Genomic DNA, 17,626 nt, shown 5'->3' on the forward strand with positions numbered 1-17,626 from the left:
CGCTTCATCGCGCTTCTCCTGAAGGTGAAATCCGCGCCAGATTACGCCATGTCCATCCCGTGAACAACGCGGCTTTCCCTAGTGCTGCTTAAAGCATGACGAGTCTGATAGATACCTGCATTTGTCCGGTGATCGAACTTAATCAGGCCGTTTCACCCCTATGGCCAGGCGCCCGCATGCCATACTTTTTTTGCGTCGATGTCCGATACGCGGCATTGCCGCAAGCCCTTAAAAAAACGCCGAGCGCGCCACCATAACAACCCGGCGCGCATCGATATTCGGTCGATTCATGGAGGAGACAAATCCATGGCTACAGTTTGCAAATCGCAGCCCCGCCGCCTTGCCCTGAAAACCCTGGTGTGCTCGGCCCTGGCCACCATCGGCCTGGCCGCCGGCCCGGCCCAGGCCGCTGATGACTGGCCCACCAAGCCCATCAAGATCATCGTGCCGTACACCCCAGGCGGCTCTACCGACATCGTCACCCGCATCGTGGTGGAAAAGCTGGCCCCGCGCCTGGGCCAGACGATCATTGTCGAGAACAAGCCGGGCGCCAACAGCAGCGTGGGTTCGGCCATTGCCGCCAAGGCGGACCCGGACGGCTACACCTTCCTGGCCATGCTGCCGGCCTACTTGGTCAACTTCCATCTGTACAAGTTGAACTTCAAGCCCACGGACCTGGTGCCCGTGGTGCAAATGGCCGACCTGCCCCTGTTCCTGTTCGTGGCCGAAGACGTGCCCGTCAACAACGTGGCGGAATTGGTCGAATACGGCCGCAAGCATCCCGACAAGCTCACCTATGCGTCCAGCGGCACGGGTTCCAACGCGCACCTGACCGGCGCCCGGTTCGCATCGAAGAACCAGATTGCGATGACGCACGTGGCCTACAAGGGCAGCGCGCCGATTCTGACCGACCTGCTTGGCGGGCGCGTGTCGATGGTGTTCGACCCGATCCTGGTGCCGATGCAATACGTGAAGCAGAACCGGCTGAAGGCGCTGGCCTTCACCGGCAAGCAGCGCTGGCCTGACGAGCCCAACATTCCCACCATGGGCGAAGCCGGCCAGCCGGGTTTTGAAACGGGTTCGTGGGCGGGGCTGCTGGCGCCGGCCAATACGCCCCAGCCCATCATCGACCGCATGGCGCGCGAGGTCGCGGAAGTGGTGAAAGACCCCGAAGTACGGCGTAAATTCATCGACGTCGGCTTCCTGCCGGTGGGGGGCACGACGGCGCAATTCGCCGAATTCATGCGGCAAGAGTCCGCCCACTACGCCGACGTCGTCAAGCAGGTCGGCATCACCGCGAACTGAACGAAGACGGAGCGCGGCGGCAACGCCGCTGCTCTGTCTGATCGGAATCCACACCATGATCAACAAGTTCATCGACACGCCCGAGGCCGCGGTCTCGGACATCCACGACGGCGCCACGATACTGATCAGCGGTTTTGGCGGCGCCGGCATGCCCACCGAACTGATCCATGCGCTGATCGACCAGGGCGCGCGCGAGCTCACCGTGGTCAGCAACAACGCGGGCAACCACGAAACGGGCCTGGCCGCGCTGATCAAGGCCGGCCGCGTGCGCAAAGTGATCTGCTCGTTTCCCAAGGCGTCTCACTCCTGGGTCTTCGACGACCTGTATCGGCGCGGCGGCATCGAGCTGGAATGCGTGCCACAGGGCACCATCGCGGAACGGCTGCGCGCGGCAGGCGCGGGGCTGGGCGGATTCTTCACGCCCACCGCCTACGGCACCGAACTGGCGCAAGGCAAGGAAACGCGCATGATCAACGGACGCGGCCATGTCTTCGAGACGCCGCTGCATGGCGACTTTGCGCTGGTCAAGGCCGACCAGGGCGACCGCTGGGGCAACCTGACTTATCACAAGAGCGCGCGCAACTTCGGGCCCATCATGTGCATGGCGGCCAAGACCACCATCGTGCAGGTGCGCGCCAAGGCCGAACTGGGCGAATTGCCGCCCGAAGCCATCGTGACGCCCGGCATCTTCGTCAAGCGCGTCACCGAGGTGGCCAATGCCGCCTTTTCCAGTTGAAGGACAGCCATGTACCAACCCCTGACCCGCGAGGCCATGGCGCGCCGCCTGGCCCTGGATATTCCCGACGGCAGCTACGTCAACCTGGGCATTGGCATGCCGGTACTGGTGGCCGCCCATCTGCCGGATGACCGCGAGATTGTGCTGCATAGCGAAAACGGCATCCTGGGCATGGGCCCGCCACCCGCCGACGACGCCATCAACCTGGACTTGATCAACGCCGGCAAGCAGCCCGTGACCCTGCTTGCGGGCGGCGCGTATTTTCACCATGCCGATTCGTTTGCGATGATGCGCGGCGGCCACCTGGACATCTGCGTCATGGGCGGCATGCAGGTCGCGGCCAATGGTGATTTGGCCAACTGGTCGCTGGCCAAGCCGGGCGAAGCGCCTGCCGTGGGCGGCGCGATGGACCTGGCGGTGGGCGCGCGCAGCGTGTTCATCATGATGGAACACAACAGCAAGAACGGTGATCCGAAGATCGTCGAACGCTGCACGTATCCCTTGACGGGCGCGGGCGTGGTGGACCGCATCTATACCGATCTGGCGGTCATTGACGTCATGCCGGACGGCCTTGTGGTTCGGGATATGATCGACGGCATGACGCTGACCGAACTGCAAGGACGCACCGGCGCGCCGCTGCGCGCGGGCTGATGCTGCCCAACCTGCCCCCGCCCGGCTACGCCGCGCCGTTGGCGGCTGACGACCACCCCGACCAGTTTCGCGGTGACCCGGACTACATGCTGACCCTGGCGCGCGGCCTGCACGTGATCCGCGCGTTCGGCACCCGGCGTCATCCGCAAACGGCGGCGGAACTGAGCCGGCGCGCCGGCCTGCCGCGCGCGGTGGTGCAGCGTTGTCTGCATACACTGGTGCTGCTGGGCATTGCCGAACAGCACGGCAGGCTGTATGTGCTGACGCCGCGCATCCTGGGCCTAGGCTATGCGTATTTCTCGTCCACGCCCTTTGTGTCGCTGGCCCAGCCCGTGCTGGAAGAACTAAGCGCCACCGTGAATGAAACGTGCGCGCTGGCCATCATGGAAGGCCACGAAATGCTGTATCTGGCGCGTTCCGAAGTGAACCGTCTGCTGGCAACGTCAATGGGCCTGGGCAGCCGCTTGCCGGCTTACTGCACGTCGATCGGGCGGGTATTGCTGGCCGAATTGCCCGAACCCGCGCTGGCCCGCTATTTCGCCGCCACGGAATTGCAGCCCTATACGGAATTCACGCTGAACACCGAAGCGAAACTGCGCGTGGAATTGGCGCGTATTCGTGAGCAGGGCTACGCGGTGGTCGATCAGGAATTGGAATTGAACGTGCGCGCGATTTCAGTCGCCGTCCGTTCCGCCAGCGGCAAGGCCTGCGGCGCCGTAAACGTCAGCGTCAAGGCAGCGCGTGTGCCGCTGACACGCCTGACGGAAGAGTTCTTGCCCCCGCTGCGGCAAGCAGTGGAAAGAATCGGAGAATTTCTGGTCGCGTGAGAACGTGGGCGGCACCGGCCGATGGGTTACGCGCGTTCCGCACCATCCCTTAGCTGACAGCCATGCCGCGCTCCACCCATCCTACAAGTCGCGAGTCGTAGGATGGGTGCAGCGCGAGACACCCAGCAAAAGAACCCAAGCCAAGTTCGCGCGAAACCGATCAAGCAACCGCCCACATTCAACGCAGCCCGCAACAACCCGCCCGGTTCAAAAGCCACCACATCCCACCATTCGTAGGATGGGTGCAGCGCGAGACACCCAGCAAAAAAACCCAAGCCAAGTTCGCGCGAAACCCATCAAGCAGCCGCCCATATTCAACGCAGCCCGCAACAACCCGCCCGGTTCAGAAGCCACCACATCCCACCATTCGTAGGATGGGTGCAGCGCGAGACACCCGGCAAAAGAACCCAAGCCAAGTTCGCGCGAAACCCATCAAGCAGCCGCCCACATTCAACGCAGCCCGCAACAACCCGCCCGGTTCAGAAGCCACCACATCCCACCATTCGTAGGATGGGTGCAGCGCGAGACACCCGGCAAAAGAACCCAAGCCAAGTTCGCGCGAAACCCATCAAGCAGCCGCCCACATTCAACGCAGCCCGCAACAACCCGCCCGGTTCAGTAGCCACCACATCCCACCATTCGTAGGATGGGTGCAGCGCGAGACACCCAACAAAAGAACCCAAGCCAAGTTCGCGCGAAACCCATCAAGCAACCGCCCAAGAATCCCGCAGCCCCACCTACCCCAACCCCGTCATATCCAACGAAAACGCCGCGGCCGCGCGACCAATCCGGTCATTGACCGCGTGCCATTCATCACTATCAGGCGGCGCCTGCACGATGATGCGCGAATACCCCTGCTTATCCAGATCACGCAGCAGACCATACAAGGCCTGCGCATAGCGCGCCGGGTCCGCGGGCACAGGATGCCATTGCAAACGTTCATCCAACGCTTCAGGCCTGGCCCCATACGCCACCACCACCACCTTGCCCGCTGGCAAACTCCGTCCTTGCACCACCTCTTGCAGCCGATCATCCGACGCCAGTTCCAGCGGCGTGCGCGGCGCGTAATGCGCCTTCAACGTCCCCGACGCCCGTGGCGCGGCGGCGTCCGGTGCGAACACCTGCACGCCCAGCACCGCTTCAATCTGCGCCGCGCTGATATGCCCCGGGCGCAGCAGCACCGGACCCGCACCGCGATCCAGGCGCGACAGGTCCAGAATGGTCGACTCGATACCCACTTCCGACGCCCCGCCTTCCAGCACCGGCATGCCCGCCGCGACTTCCTCGGGGAACTCGCTGCGCACATGCTCGGCCCGCGTGGGTGACACCTGGCCAAACTTGTTGGCCGACGGCGCGGCCACGCCGCCCTGCCCGTTCGGCTTGCCCGCCGCGAACGCCGCCAGCAGCGCCTGCGCCACCGGGTGCGATGGGCAGCGGATGCCGATGCTGTCCTGACCGCCGCTGACCGTATCCACGATATGCGGCGCGCGCTTCAAAATCAGCGTCAGCGGACCCGGCCAGAACGCATCAATCAGCAAGCGCGCCTCGGGCGGCACGTCCGCCGCCCAATACGACACATCGCCACCGGGCGCGATATGCACGATGACCGGATGATTCGACGGACGGCCCTTGGCCGCGTAGATCTTCGCCACCGCCTGCGGGTTTTCCGCGTCCGCGCCCAGGCCGTAGACGGTCTCGGTCGGAAAGGCGGCCAACTCGCCGTCCAGCAGGCGCTGCGCGGCGTGGGCGATGTCCGCGTCGGGCGCGGAATCCAGCGTGGGCAAGGAAGGCATCGCGGTTTACTCGGGAGCTTGCATGCCCAGCGCGGCAGCCACGCGGGCGGCGTCGCTGCGGGCCTCATCCAACGTGGGCGCCACGATGGTGATGTGACCCATCTTGCGACCCCGGCGCGCGTCATGCTTGCCGTACAAGTGCAGCTTGGCGGTGGGCACCGCCAGCGCGGCGGCCCAATCCGGTTCGCGCTGGGTCGTGGCCGTGGCCGATTCGTACCAGATGTCGCCCAGAATGTTCAGCATGACGGCGGGCGCCAGCAGCGCCGTGCTGCCCAAGGGCAAGCCGGCCATCGCGCGCGCCTGCTGTTCGAACTGGCTGGTGACGCAAGCGTTCATCGTGTAGTGGCCGCTATTGTGCGGGCGCGGCGCGATCTCGTTGACGATCAGGCTGCCGTCCTTCAACACAAAGAACTCCACGCACAGCACGCCGTGGTAGCCCAGGCCTTGCGCAATGGACTGCGCCGCCTCGGTGGCGCGGGCCTGCCGTTCGGCATGGGCCGCGTCCGACTGCACGGGCGCCGCCGTCGACACGGCCAGGATGCCGTCGCGATGCACGTTGCGCGCCACCGGGAACACCACGCTGGCGCCATCGAAACCGCGCGCCAGCACCACCGAGATTTCATAATCCAGCGGCATCAACGCTTCCAGCACGCAAGCCACGCCGCCGAACTCCGCAAAGGCGGCCAGCGCTTCGTCGCGCGTGCTGATGCGGGCCTGGCCCTTGCCGTCATAGCCCAGGCGGGCCACTTTCAGAATGCCGGGAAACAAGGCGTCGGGTGCGGCGCGCAGGTCCGCTTCGCTGCGGATGGCGGCGTGCGGCGCAACGGGAATGCCTTGCGCGGCGATGAAGGTCTTTTCGGCGATACGGTCCTGCACGATGGCCACGGCGTCGGCGGCCGGGCTCACGCGGCAGCGCGTGGCCAGCGTGCGCAGGCTGTCGGCGGGCACGTTCTCAAATTCGGTGGTGACGGCCTGACAGGTCTGGGCCAAGCGGGCCAAGCCGGCTTCGTCGTCGTAGGCCGCCTGGATGTGCAGGTCGGCCACCATGCCGGCGGGGCATTCGTCGGCCGGGTCCAGCACGGCGACCTTGTAACCCAGGCTTTGCGCCGCGTGGCAGAACATGCGGCCCAGTTGGCCGCCGCCCAGCAAACCCAGCCAGCCGCCGGGAGCAATCATGAAGGAAGTAGCTTGGCTCATACGATCGACGCCTCGGGCGGAACCTTCATGTCGCGCGCGGCTTGCGTCTGGCGCGCGCGGAAAGCCACCAGCTTCTGATGCAAGCCCGCATCGGTGCCGGCCAGCGTCGCAATCACGTGCAACGCCGCATTGGCCGCGCCGGCTTCGCCGATGGCGAATGTGGCCACGGGCACGCCCTTGGGCATCTGCACGATGGACAGCAGCGAATCTTCGCCGCGCAGGTATTTGGACGGCACCGGCACGCCGAACACCGGCACTTCGGTCAACGCCGCCATCATGCCGGGCAAGTGGGCCGCGCCACCCGCGCCAGCGATGATGCCGCGCAAGCCACGGGCATGCGCGGCCGCGCCGTACTCGGCCATGTCCTGCGGCATGCGATGCGCGGAAATCACGCGCGCCTCGTAAGCCACGCCGAAATCCTCCAGCATGGTCACCGCGTGCTTCATGACCTCCCAATCGCTGGAAGATCCCATAATCACGCCCACCACGGGGGTGGCCTCTGCCGCTGCGGAAGTCTTGGCTGTCATAACCGGTGTCGAAAAGGTAAGACCGCGGAAACCTGCCCGCGGAATGTCAAGGGACCGCGGAGCCAGTCCGCGAAACCCGGTATTTTACCCGGCGCGCGGCCGAAGCTAGCGCGCGGCCGGTGGCGATAGCCACAGATAGCTGTCGGGGTTGTCCGGGCAAGGCCCAAAACCGCATTCCAGCGTGGTGCCGCCGACGTTGGCCAGCGTCATGATGAAAAACAGGGCCATGACGGCCACGCCCAGCACCGACACCGGTTTTTTCAGCATGCTGTCGCCCCATTTGCGGTCAACCGTCTGCATCAGGATGCAGAAAACGATGATGGCGCAAAAGGCGATGAAGGCCCAGGTGTAGAAGTGCATGCCCAGGAATGGCGAGCCATAACCGGGGTCGCCCGGCGCCATGTGCAGCAACACTTGCCGGCCCGAGGCCAGCATGCCTCCCAGCGACGCCGCGATGCTCATGGCGTAGTGCATGGGCGATGGCCCCAAGCGCATGTTCAGCAAGAAGCCCACCCCGGCAAGGATCAGCGCCACGCGCTGCAACAGGCATAGCGGGCACGGCAGTTCGCCATAGATGAACTGCCAGGCGAAGGCCATGCCCAGGATGCCGGTAATGCCCAGTAGCGCCAGGCCGTTCAACACGCGCGAACCGCGCGCCGGATTGCGGGAAAAGATCATCGTCCGGCCTTTACAGCGACAACGTCAGAGGCGTGTTCATGTGGTGCACGCACCAGGCGGCGAAAATCGCCAGCGTCAGCAGCCAGAAGGTCACGCAGGGGCGGCGCTTGCCAAGCACACCGAACCACACGGCGACCAGTCCGGTCAGAAAGGGCAACATCATGATCATGCGGAAGGCTCCTGTCGGCGCGACGCCCTGCTAAGCAGCCGACGAGTATAACGTAACAATCCGACATACTTGCTATCGAAAGCCCTGATGCGCGCGGCGCCGGCTTATGCCTTGAGGGCATAAAAAAACCCGCTCAATAGGCATGAGCGGGTTGTGTCGACCACGACGGCCTGATGCGGCAAGGCAGATCAGGCGATCAGGCGGTCCAGCGCTTCGCGGTATTTGGCTGCCGTCTTTTCCAGCACGTCTTGCGGCAGGCGCGGGGCGGGCGGGGTCTTGTCCCAGGTTTGGGTTTCAAGCCAGTCGCGCACGAATTGCTTGTCGAACGACGGGGGGCTGATGCCCACGCGGTAGCCGTCGGCGGGCCAGAAACGCGAAGAATCAGGCGTCAGCACTTCGTCCATCAAGTGCAGTGTGCCGTTGTCGTCCAGGCCAAATTCGAACTTGGTGTCGGCAATGATGATGCCCTTGGTGGCCGCGAACTTGGCGGCTTCCGTGTACAGCTTGAGCGTGACGTCGCGGATGCGCTCGGCCATTTCCTGGCCGACTTCCTTGACCACATGCGCAAAATCCACGTTTTCGTCGTGCATGCCGAATTCGGCCTTGGCGGCGGGCGTGAAGATGGGTTCGGGCAGCTGGCTGGCCTGTTGCAGGCCGGCGGGCAGTTGGATGCCGCAGACGGCGCCGGTGGCCTGGTAGTCTTTCCAGCCGGAACCGATCAGGTAGCCGCGGGCAACCGCTTCCACCAGAATCGGCTTCAGGCGCTTGACCACGACGGCGCGACCGCGCACCTGGTCAACTTCGTCGGGGGCCACCACGTCTTCGGGCTGCACGCCCGTGGAGTGGTTCGGCAGGATGTGGGCCAGCTTCTGCAACCAGAATTCGGTCAGCTCGGTCAGCACCTGTCCCTTGCCGGGAATGGGGTCGTCAAGGATCACGTCGAACGCGGAGATACGATCCGACGCGACGATCAGCAACTTGTCGTCGCCCACCGCGTACATATCGCGCACCTTACCGCGGCCCAGCAGCGGCAAGGACTTGATGCTGGATTGATGCAAAGCAGAAGTCACGGGAATGGCCTATGGCAAAAATGAAGATTCCCGCCACGGGCGAGCGCCAGGGCGGGAAGTAGAACGAAATCGGAACCTGCGCAAAAGGCGGCATGGCCTCTGCAAGACGCATAGATTACTGCAAATAAGCCTGTCTTGCCGGGCGGCGGGGGCCGGGTTAGGCTCTGATTTCCGACACACAATTCGCGCCGGCCGCCTTGGGGCGTCACGGCGCAGACCTTACGCCCGGAGACAAAGTCGTATGCAGGAAGCTTCCCTCAAACGCCCGCCCGCCGCCGACGCGCAGGTACACCTGACTGGCGGTTGCCAGTGCGGCGCGATCCGTTACGCCGTTACCGACGAGCCCATCACCGCCGCCACCTGTCATTGCCGCGACTGCCAATATTCCAGCGGCGGCGCCCCGGCCCATGCGTTGATCTTCCCCGCCGGCTCGGTGACGATGCTGCGCGGCCAGGCCAAGGAACACCGCTACAAGGGCGATTCCGGGCACACCGTCATGCGCAGCTTTTGCGCCGCCTGTGGCACGCCGCTGTTCGGCGGCTCGGAAGGCATGGGATACGAAGTGGTGCGCGCGGGCTCGCTGGACGACCCCGAAGCCTTCCACGCCAAAGCCAGCCTGTGGACCAGTTCGGCGCCGTCCTGGCACCACGTGGACCGCAGCGTGCCGCACTTCCCGCGAAACTCGCCGCCCGCCTGACGCGCGGGGCTGACGCGGCCAGCCGATACGCCCGTCTTGGCAGCCGGCCAAAACAAAGGGGTGGGTCCATGACGGACCCACCCCTTTTTGCTACCCCGGCGCCCCCCGAAGGCGGCGCTGGATAGGTTTACTGCACCACTTGCGACAGCTTGCCCGAGGCGTACTGCGCGGCGATTTCGGTCAGCGGCAGCGCCTTGATCTTGCTGGCGTTGCCGGCCGTGCCGAATTCCGTGTAGCGAGCCACACAGATCGCCTTGGCGGCGGCGCGGGCGGGCTTCAGGTATTCGCGCGGGTCGAACTTTTCGGGGTTCTCGGCGAAGAAGCGGCGAATCGCGCCGGTCATGGCCAGACGAATATCGGTGTCGATATTGATCTTGCGCACGCCGTACTTGATGGCTTCCTGGATTTCCTCGACCGGCACGCCGTAGGTTTCCTTCATGTTGCCGCCGAATTCACGGATCTCGGCCAGCAGTTCCTGCGGCACGCTGGAGCTGCCGTGCATCACCAGGTGGGTGTTGGGCAGGCGGGCGTGGATTTCCTTGATGCGGGAAATCGACAGGATGTCGCCGGTGGGCTTGCGCGTGAACTTGTAGGCGCCGTGGCTGGTGCCGATGGCAATCGCCAGCGCGTCCAACTGGGTGCGGCGCACGAAGTCGGCGGCTTGTTCCGGATCGGTCAGCAGCTGATCCATGGTCAGCTTGCCGTCGGCGCCGTGGCCGTCTTCCTTGTCGCCTTCCATGGTTTCCAGGGAACCCAGGCAGCCGAGTTCGCCTTCAACCGTCACGCCCAGCTTGTGGGCAACGTCCACCACCTTCTTGGTGACTTCGACGTTGTAGTCGTAGTCGGCAATGGTCTTGCCGTCTTCTTTCAGCGAACCGTCCATCATCACGCTGGAGAAACCGAGGTCGATGGCACCTTGGCAGACCTTGGGCGACTGGCCGTGATCCTGGTGCATGACGACGGGAATGTGCGGATAGGATTCCACGGCGGCCTGGATCAGGTGCTTCAGGAAGCCTTCGCCCGCATATTTGCGCGCGCCGGCCGAAGCTTGCATGATCACCGGGCTATCGGTCTCCGCAGCGGCTTCCATGATGGCCTGAACCTGTTCCAGGTTATTGACGTTGAAAGCCGGAATGCCGTAGCCGTTCTCGGCGGCGTGGTCGAGCAACTGGCGCATGGAGACTAGGGCCATGAGTGGTCCTCCTATGTACTGTCTATTGAAATGGTTGAAGCCTTGCTGAATGGGGTGATTTTACGGGGGAATCGCTGAAAGGTCTTGCAACCGGCGGTATCCGGTCCATTCAGCCGATGGCAGGCCGCTTCGAGCCCCGCGCGGGTCGACCGGAAGCATGATGGACAAGGGGCGGCCAAAGCCGCCCCGACGCGCGAAACTCCTGCCTAGGGGGCTGATCCCCCGGGCCGTCCGTTAGACAGCATCCGGCACGGCGATGCGTCCCGCCCAGGGCTGGGCCGTTTCCAGTTGGGCCGACAAGGCCAGCACCACGGCTTCGTCGCCATAGCGCCCCACCACCTGTACGCCCACCGGCAGACCCGCATCAGTCCAGACCAGCGGCAAGCTGGCGGCCGGCTGGCCCGACGCATTGAACGCCGCCGAGAACGTGCCATAGGTGGCGACCTTGCGGCGGAAGTCCAGGAACGAACCGTGGGCCGTGGACAACTCGCCCAGCTTTAACGGCAGTTGCGTCAGCGAGGGCGACAGGATGGCGTCGTAGCCCTGCATATAGCTGTCAAGGATGCGGCCGATGGCGTGGAAACGATTCACGCTGCCGATGTACTGCGCGGCCGGCAGTGATTTGCCATATTCGTAGCCCTGGCGCAGCACGGGTTCCAGATCATCGTCGTTCAAGGACTGGCCGGTCAGGCCCAGCCGCGTGTCCACCGACAGCACGATGTTGCCGGCCAGCACATTGGCGTGGGCCTGCACGAAGGCGTCGTACTCGATGTCCGGTGGCGTGCCGTCCACGACCTCGTGGCCCAGCTCCCGGCACAGCGCCGCCGCCCGCTCGACAGCGGCAACGCACTCGGGCGCCACGGCCACGCCATTGAAGGCGCTGCGCCACACCACGATGCGCATCTTGCGCGGCGGCTTGGCCAGCAAGTCCAGATATGACCCCGGGGCGGCGGGCGCTGCGTAGGGCGCGCCCGGCTCCGGCGCGCTGATGGCATCCAGCGCGGCCGCCGTGTCGCGCACCGAACGCGACAGCACGCCATCGGTCGCCAGGCCGCCCCAGCCTTCGCCACGCAGCGGCCCCATGGGCACGCGGCCCCGCGACACCTTCAGCCCATACACGCCGCAAGCCGCGGCGGGAATCCGGATGGAACCCCCGCCGTCGCTGCCGTGGGCCAAGGGCACGATACCCGCCGCCACCGCCGCCGCCGCGCCGCCGCTGGAGCCGCCGGTCGAGCGCGTCGGGTCCCAGGGGTTGCGGGTGGGGCCGCCGTTGCGCGCGGCCTCGGTGGTGGGCGCCATGCAGAATTCGGGCACGGTGGTGCGCGCGAACGGAATCAGGCCGGCGGCTTCAAAGCGGTCGGCCAGGGTGGCGTTACGGGCATAGCGCGTGTCGTTCAGCAGGCGGGAGCCCAGGCTGGACGGAAAGCGCGTGTGCGCCAGCCCGGAATCCTTCAGCAGGAACGGGATCGCGCCAAACACACCCCGGGCTTGCCAGGCGCGCGCCACGTCCAGCGATTCTTCATAGCGCTCGTAACAGAGCGCATTCATGGCTGGCGCTCGTTCTTGCGCCAGCTTGATGGCGCAGGCCATCAGGTCTTCGGGGCTGACTTCGCTCCTTGCCAACAAGTCGGCCAGCGCCAGCCCGTCCAGCGCCTGATACTCGGTGTCACGCATACTGCTTGCTCCTTGAGGGGTCTGACAGCGCTTCCAGATCGGGTTTGTTCCAGGCCTTGCCCGGCACCGATTCGATCAGGCGGCGCGTGTATTCATGTTGCGGGTGATAGAAAATGGTGGCCGCGCGTTCCAACTCCACCAGTTGCCCTTGGCGCATCACGGCGATGCGGTCGCAGATTTGAGCCGCCACGCGCAGGTCGTGGGTGATGAACAGCACGGACAGGTCGAACTGCCCGCTCACGGTCTTGAGCAGGTCCAGCACCTGGGCCTGAATGGACACATCCAGCGCCGACACCGCTTCGTCCGCCACCAGCAGCCGGGGCTTCAAGGCCAGGGCGCGGGCGATGCCCACGCGCTGACGCTGCCCACCAGAGAATTGATGCGGATAGCGGTCGCCGGCGTCTCCACCCAAACCCACCAGTTCCAACAATTCACGCGCGTCGCGCAGTGCGGTCTTGCGGCTTGCGCCAAAGGCGATGGGGCCTTGCGCCACCGCCTCGATCACGCGGTGGCGCGGGTTCAACGATGCGTAAGGGTCTTGGAACACCATCTGGATCTGGCGGCGATACGGGCGGAAGTCGCGTGGCTTCATGCCGACAAGTTCCTGGCCCTCCATGCGTACGCTGCCGCTGTCGGGTGAAATCAAGCCGATCAACGTACGGCCCAAGGTGGACTTGCCCGAACCAGACTCCCCCACCAGGCCTAGCGTTTCGCCCTGCCGGATCTCCAGCGAGATATCGCGCAATGCATCGACCCGGCGCCCGCCCGTGGCAAAGGTCTTGCACAGCTTGTCCACCACCATCAGCGCGGGCGCCGCGCCGGCCTCTTCCTTGCCCTGGGGCTTGTGCGGCACGGCGGCTATCAACTGGCGCGTATAGGGATGCTGTGGGCGGTTCAGGATATCTTGGGCAGCGCCCGCCTCCACCACCGCGCCCTTGCGCATGACGACGATGCGGTCGGCAATGTCGGCCACCACGCCAAAATCGTGAGTGATGAAGATGACGCCGATGCCCATGCGCCGTTGGATGTCCTTGATCAGACCCAGAATCTGCGCCTGCGTCGTGACATCCAGCGCGGTCGTGGGTTCATCGGCGATCAGCACGTCGGGCTCCAGCGCCAGCGCCATTGCGATCACCACGCGTTGCCGCTGCCCGCCTGACAACTGGAACGGAAAGGCGTCGATCATGGCGGCGGGATCCGGCAGCAACACCTGCTCGAACAATTCCAGCACGCGTTGCTTGCGCGCCGCGACGCTGAGCGTGGTGTGACGTTCAAGCACTTCGTCCACCTGCCGGCCCACACGCATGATGGGATTCAGCGCGGTCATGGGTTCCTGGAACACCATGCCGAACGACTTGCCGCGCAAGCCGTACCAGTCGGTGGCTGACAAGCCGACCAGGTCGCGCCCGCCGTACAGGATCTGCCCCTGCGTGACGCTGAGTTGGCCGGCTGGCAGCAGGCCCATGATGGCGTGCGCCGTCACGGATTTGCCCGAACCGGATTCCCCCACCACGCACAGGATCTCGTTGCGGTTGACGGTGTAAGACACGTCCTGCACCACGGTCGGTCCGCCGTGCGCAGCCGTTACGCTAAGCCCGCGGATGTCCAGCAGCGCGCTGGCGGCGCTGGAAGTCGTCCCGGCGGCCTTCGTGTAGTCGGTACCCATTACGTCGTCCTCCTGCGCGCCAGCTTGGGATTAAGCGCGTCGTTCAGCGCTTCGCCGATCAGGTTCAGCGACAACACCGTCACCAGAATCGCCACGCCGGGGAATACGCTCATCCACCAGGCGTCGCGCAACACACTGCGTGAAGCGCCGATGATGTAGCCCCACGTCATGGCGTTGGGGTCGCCAAGGCCCAGGAAGCTGAGCGCCGATTCCAGCAGGATCGAACTGGCGATCATGAGCGAGCCCGACACGATCACCGGTGACAGGCTGTTGGGCAGGATCTGCGTAAGGATGATGCGCAGGTTGGACTGGCCGGCCAGCATGGCCGCCTGCACGAATTCGCGGTTCTTAAGACTCATGAATTCGGCCCGCACCAGACGTGCCAGGGGCGGCCAGGACACCACCGCAATCGCGAAGATCACGGTTGCCATGTTGGGCGTCAGGATGGCCACCAGCACCACCGCCAGGAAGAAACTGGGAATGGTCTGGAAGAGTTCGATGAAGCCCACGATGGCCTGGTCGACCCGCCCGCCATAAAAGCCCGCCAGCGCGCCCACCGTGATGCCCACCAGGATGGACACCGCCGTGGACACGGCGGCCAGCACCAGCGTCACGCGGGACCCATAGGCGATGCCGGTGGCGATGTCGCGGCCCAGGGTGTCGGTGCCCAGCAAGGCGCCGTCCGACAACGGCGGCATGAAGGGGCCGTTGATGATGTCCCAGGGGCTGTCCGGAAAGATCCAGCTGGCGGTGATGGCCATCAGCGTAACCAGCGCGATCACGATCAGGCCCATGATGCCGCCCTTGTTGCGGCAGAACGATTGCATGAACGCTTTCATTTCAGTTCGATCCTGGGATCCGCCACCGTGTACAAAATGTCGGTGACTAGGTTGACCACCACCACGATCAGCGAGGCCACGAAGAACACGCCCAGCAGCACGCTGTAGTCGCGCTGGATCAAGGCGTCGAACGCCAGCCGGCCGATACCCGGCCACGCGAAGACGGTTTCCACCAGCAGCGAACCGCCGATCAGGCCGCCCGCCTGGATACCCGCGTACGTGATGACGGGCAGCAGCGCGTTGCGCAGCACGTGGCGCACGATGACGGTGCGTTCGGACAGGCCCTTGGCGCGCGCCGTCTTGACGAAATCAAGCTGGCTGATTTCCAGGATGGACGCGCGCGTCAGCCGGGCATAGACCGCCATGTAGAACATGCCCAAGGTCAGCGCCGGCAGCAGCAGATGCTTGGCCACGTCGGCCAGGCGGGCGAACCCCGTCAGGTTCGCGCCCACGCTTTCATAACCGAAGGCAGGCAGCCATTCCAGGTTGACCGAGAACAACAGCACCAGCATCAACCCCACCCAGAACAACGGCGTGGCGTAGGCCAGCATGGACAGCGTGGTGATAACGGTGTCGCCCCACTTTCCCACCCGCAGCGCCGCCTGCGTGCCCAGGCTGACGCCTGCCAGCAGCGCAAACGCGAAGGCCGACAAGGTCAGCAGCAACGTGGCGGGCAGATGTTGCAGGATCAAGCTGGAAACCGGCGCTTGCTGGCGGTAGGAGTAGCCCAGGTCGAACGTGGCCACGTTCTTCAGATACTGCCCCAGTTGCACCGCAATGGGTTTGTCCAGCCCGAATTCCTGGCGCAACTTGGCGATGAACTCGGCATCCACCGCGCCGGACTGGCCCGCCAGGATTTCGGCGGGGTCGCCCGGCGCCGCCCGCACCAGGAAGAAGTTGAAGAGCGCGATCATCAGCAGAACCAGGACGCTCTTGACCACCCGGTTCGCCAGAAATTTGCCGACCTTCTTCATTCTTTGGACAGCCAGGTATCGCTTTGCGTATCCACCACGCCCAGCGCCGTCGTCACCGCGTTGTGCACGCGCTTGTTCAGCAGCGTCGAATAGTTCGTGTCGGCCACCCACAGCACTGGCACGTCCTCGACAAGAATGCGCTGCACTTCGCTGTACAGCTTCTGGCGTTCTTCATCCGTTGCCGCCGTGGCGGCGGCATTGAACAGCTCATCAACCTTGGGGTTGCTGTACTGCGAGGTATTGCTGAACATCATCCCCTTCTTGATGTTGCTGCTGACGTAGGTGCGCGACACGCCGATCGCCGGGTCGCCGTACTGGAACACGCCGTTGGCGCCCATGTCGAAATCCCAATTGCCCACGCGGCTGACCCATCCGCCCACATCGGTGTTTTCGATGCTGACGGCCACGCCGATCTTGGCCAGGTTCTGCTTGATGTATTCAGCCGTGCGGCGCGGCATTTCGCCATAAGGCAGCGGGATCAGGCCAAGCGTGGCGCGCACGCCCTTGGCGTCCGGCTTCAGGCCCATTTCGTCCAGCAGCGCAATCGCCTTCTTGGGATCGTAGGGGTACTTCTTGACGTTGGCGTCATAGAAGCGCGTGTTGTGATGGATGGGGCCGGTGGCCACGGTGCCCGCACCGAACATGATTTTGTCGACGATGAACTGGCGATTGATGCCGTACATCAGCGCCTGGCGGAAGCGCTTGTCCGAAAACGGCTGGCGGCCGCCGTTCAGTTCAATCCATTGCATGGTCGACCAGTACTCATATCCCTTGTGGGTCTGGGTGATGGTGGGCAGCTTGGCCACGCGCGCCACGTCCACCGGCTCGATGTCCTGCAGCCAGGCTTGCAACACCGTGCCTTGTTCCAGCGCCACGCGGCGCGAGGCGGAATCGGGAATCACGCGATAAGTGATGCCGTCCAGGTAGGGCCGGCCTTCTTTCCAGTAATGCTCGTTCTTGACAAGTTCAATGTAAGAGCCGCGCTCCCAGTGTTTGAACTTGAACGGGCCTGTGCCGATAGGCGCGTTGTTGTTGGGGTTCTGGCCGATGGGCGTGTCGACGTCATACAGGTGCTTGGGCAGGATGGCGCCGCCACCGATGTCGAACGCATACAGGAACGCCGAATACGGCTGCTTCAATTTGAAGACGACGGTCTGTGCATCCGGCGCCGACACCTCCTGCACATTGGCCATCAACGTGCGAGTGCGCGGCGTATTGGCCAGAATCTTGGTGTAGGTGAACACCACGTCGTCGGACGAGAACGGCTTGCCGTCGTGCCACTGCACCTTGGGTTGCAGATGGAAGGTGTAGGTCAGGCGGTCGGGCGAGACCTCCCAGGACTTGGCCAGGCCGGGCTGCGGCTTGAGGTCGAAGGAGTAGGTCAGCAAGCTTTCGTAGATCTTTCCGGCCACCAGCTGTGTGCTGGCCACTTGCTGTACCGCCACGTTCAAGGCAGGTGGCTCTGGGCTCAGGATGGCGGTCAGCACGCCTCCGTACTGGGGCGTTTCGGCGGCTTGCGCCACCGGAACGGACAGGGGCACGAGGCTGGCCACGGCCAGGGTGCAGCGCGCCAAGGCGCGCCGAGCGATGATGGATGTCATGGCAGGGATTCCGTATTGAAAGAACAACGG

Annotated in this window: 17 protein-coding genes; 5 read left to right on the forward strand and 12 right to left on the reverse strand. The window is 64.6% G+C overall.

Annotated elements, in window-relative coordinates:
• Nucleotides 1-306: 306 nt before the first annotated feature.
• Genes WBR68_RS15060 through WBR68_RS15075 form a run of 4 tightly spaced genes read left to right on the forward strand, consistent with a single transcriptional unit; the run spans nt 307 to nt 3,519 of the window.
• Complete coding sequence (locus tag WBR68_RS15060; protein WP_230694633.1) at nt 307-1,305, forward strand: Bug family tripartite tricarboxylate transporter substrate binding protein; 999 nt, start codon at nt 307-309, stop codon at nt 1,303-1,305.
• Between the two features lie 55 nt (nt 1,306-1,360).
• Nucleotides 1,361-2,041 (forward strand): 3-oxoacid CoA-transferase subunit A, encoded by a 681-nt coding sequence (locus tag WBR68_RS15065; RefSeq protein WP_127185482.1) that lies wholly within the window; start codon nt 1,361-1,363, stop codon nt 2,039-2,041.
• Nucleotides 2,042-2,050: 9 nt separating this feature from the next.
• A complete protein-coding gene (locus WBR68_RS15070; protein ID WP_230694634.1) occupies nt 2,051-2,692 on the forward strand; it encodes a 3-oxoacid CoA-transferase subunit B in 642 nt (213 codons plus the stop codon).
• Nucleotides 2,692-3,519, forward strand: a complete 828-nt coding sequence (locus WBR68_RS15075) for an IclR family transcriptional regulator domain-containing protein (protein WP_050448837.1) — start codon at nt 2,692-2,694, stop codon at nt 3,517-3,519. Before WBR68_RS15070 ends, WBR68_RS15075 begins: the two co-directional genes overlap by 1 nt.
• 737 nt (nt 3,520-4,256) lie before the next feature.
• Here WBR68_RS15075 and WBR68_RS15080 read toward each other — a convergent pair.
• The 6 genes from WBR68_RS15080 to WBR68_RS15105 form a co-directional block, all read right to left on the reverse strand.
• Complete coding sequence (locus WBR68_RS15080; RefSeq protein WP_127185484.1) at nt 4,257-5,312, reverse strand: L-threonylcarbamoyladenylate synthase; 1,056 nt, start codon at nt 5,310-5,312, stop codon at nt 4,257-4,259.
• Nucleotides 5,313-5,318: 6 nt separating this feature from the next.
• Nucleotides 5,319-6,509 (reverse strand): 5-(carboxyamino)imidazole ribonucleotide synthase, encoded by a 1,191-nt coding sequence (locus tag WBR68_RS15085; RefSeq protein WP_230694635.1) that lies wholly within the window; start codon nt 6,507-6,509, stop codon nt 5,319-5,321.
• Entirely contained in the window at nt 6,506-7,036 is a 531-nt protein-coding gene (gene purE / locus WBR68_RS15090; protein WP_050448834.1) for a 5-(carboxyamino)imidazole ribonucleotide mutase, read from the reverse strand. The genes WBR68_RS15085 and purE overlap by 4 nt, the downstream gene beginning before the upstream one ends.
• 105 nt (nt 7,037-7,141) lie before the next feature.
• Nucleotides 7,142-7,714 (reverse strand): disulfide bond formation protein B, encoded by a 573-nt coding sequence (locus WBR68_RS15095; protein WP_230694636.1) that lies wholly within the window; start codon nt 7,712-7,714, stop codon nt 7,142-7,144.
• 10 nt (nt 7,715-7,724) lie between these two features.
• Complete coding sequence (locus WBR68_RS15100; RefSeq protein ID WP_164741289.1) at nt 7,725-7,883, reverse strand: DUF5993 family protein; 159 nt, start codon at nt 7,881-7,883, stop codon at nt 7,725-7,727.
• Nucleotides 7,884-8,071: 188 nt separating this feature from the next.
• A complete protein-coding gene (locus tag WBR68_RS15105; RefSeq protein WP_230694637.1) occupies nt 8,072-8,953 on the reverse strand; it encodes a phosphoribosylaminoimidazolesuccinocarboxamide synthase in 882 nt (293 codons plus the stop codon).
• Nucleotides 8,954-9,194: 241 nt separating this feature from the next.
• On the opposite strand from WBR68_RS15105, the gene WBR68_RS15110 reads away from it, so the two are divergent.
• The gene (locus WBR68_RS15110) at nt 9,195-9,650 is read left to right on the forward strand and encodes a GFA family protein (protein WP_050448831.1); all 456 of its coding nucleotides are present in this window, start codon (nt 9,195-9,197) and stop codon (nt 9,648-9,650) included.
• Between the two features lie 127 nt (nt 9,651-9,777).
• Here WBR68_RS15110 and fba read toward each other — a convergent pair whose 3' ends face one another.
• The 6 genes from fba to WBR68_RS15140 all read right to left on the reverse strand — a co-directional run bounded on the left by fba (nt 9,778) and on the right by WBR68_RS15140 (nt 17,596).
• Nucleotides 9,778-10,842: a class II fructose-bisphosphate aldolase gene (gene fba / locus WBR68_RS15115; protein WP_050448830.1), complete on the reverse strand. Its 1,065-nt coding sequence runs from the start codon at nt 10,840-10,842 to the stop codon at nt 9,778-9,780.
• 234 nt (nt 10,843-11,076) lie between these two features.
• Nucleotides 11,077-12,516, reverse strand: a complete 1,440-nt coding sequence (locus WBR68_RS15120) for an amidase (RefSeq protein WP_230694638.1) — start codon at nt 12,514-12,516, stop codon at nt 11,077-11,079.
• Entirely contained in the window at nt 12,509-14,182 is a 1,674-nt protein-coding gene (locus tag WBR68_RS15125; protein ID WP_230694639.1) for an ABC transporter ATP-binding protein, read from the reverse strand. The genes WBR68_RS15120 and WBR68_RS15125 overlap by 8 nt, the downstream gene beginning before the upstream one ends.
• Nucleotides 14,182-15,021, reverse strand: a complete 840-nt coding sequence (locus WBR68_RS15130) for an ABC transporter permease (RefSeq protein WP_050448827.1) — start codon at nt 15,019-15,021, stop codon at nt 14,182-14,184. Before WBR68_RS15130 ends, WBR68_RS15125 begins: the two co-directional genes overlap by 1 nt.
• Nucleotides 15,018-15,995, reverse strand: a complete 978-nt coding sequence (locus WBR68_RS15135; RefSeq protein WP_050448826.1) for an ABC transporter permease — start codon at nt 15,993-15,995, stop codon at nt 15,018-15,020. The genes WBR68_RS15130 and WBR68_RS15135 overlap by 4 nt, the downstream gene beginning before the upstream one ends.
• The gene (locus WBR68_RS15140) at nt 15,992-17,596 is read right to left on the reverse strand and encodes an ABC transporter substrate-binding protein (RefSeq protein ID WP_050448825.1); all 1,605 of its coding nucleotides are present in this window, start codon (nt 17,594-17,596) and stop codon (nt 15,992-15,994) included. The genes WBR68_RS15135 and WBR68_RS15140 overlap by 4 nt, the downstream gene beginning before the upstream one ends.
• Nucleotides 17,597-17,626: the final 30 nt, after the last annotated feature.

Origin of the sequence: Achromobacter sp. JD-1, assembly GCF_038594925.1 — a bacterium.
Classification (GTDB): Bacteria; Pseudomonadota; Gammaproteobacteria; order Burkholderiales; family Burkholderiaceae_B; genus Achromobacter; species Achromobacter spanius_C.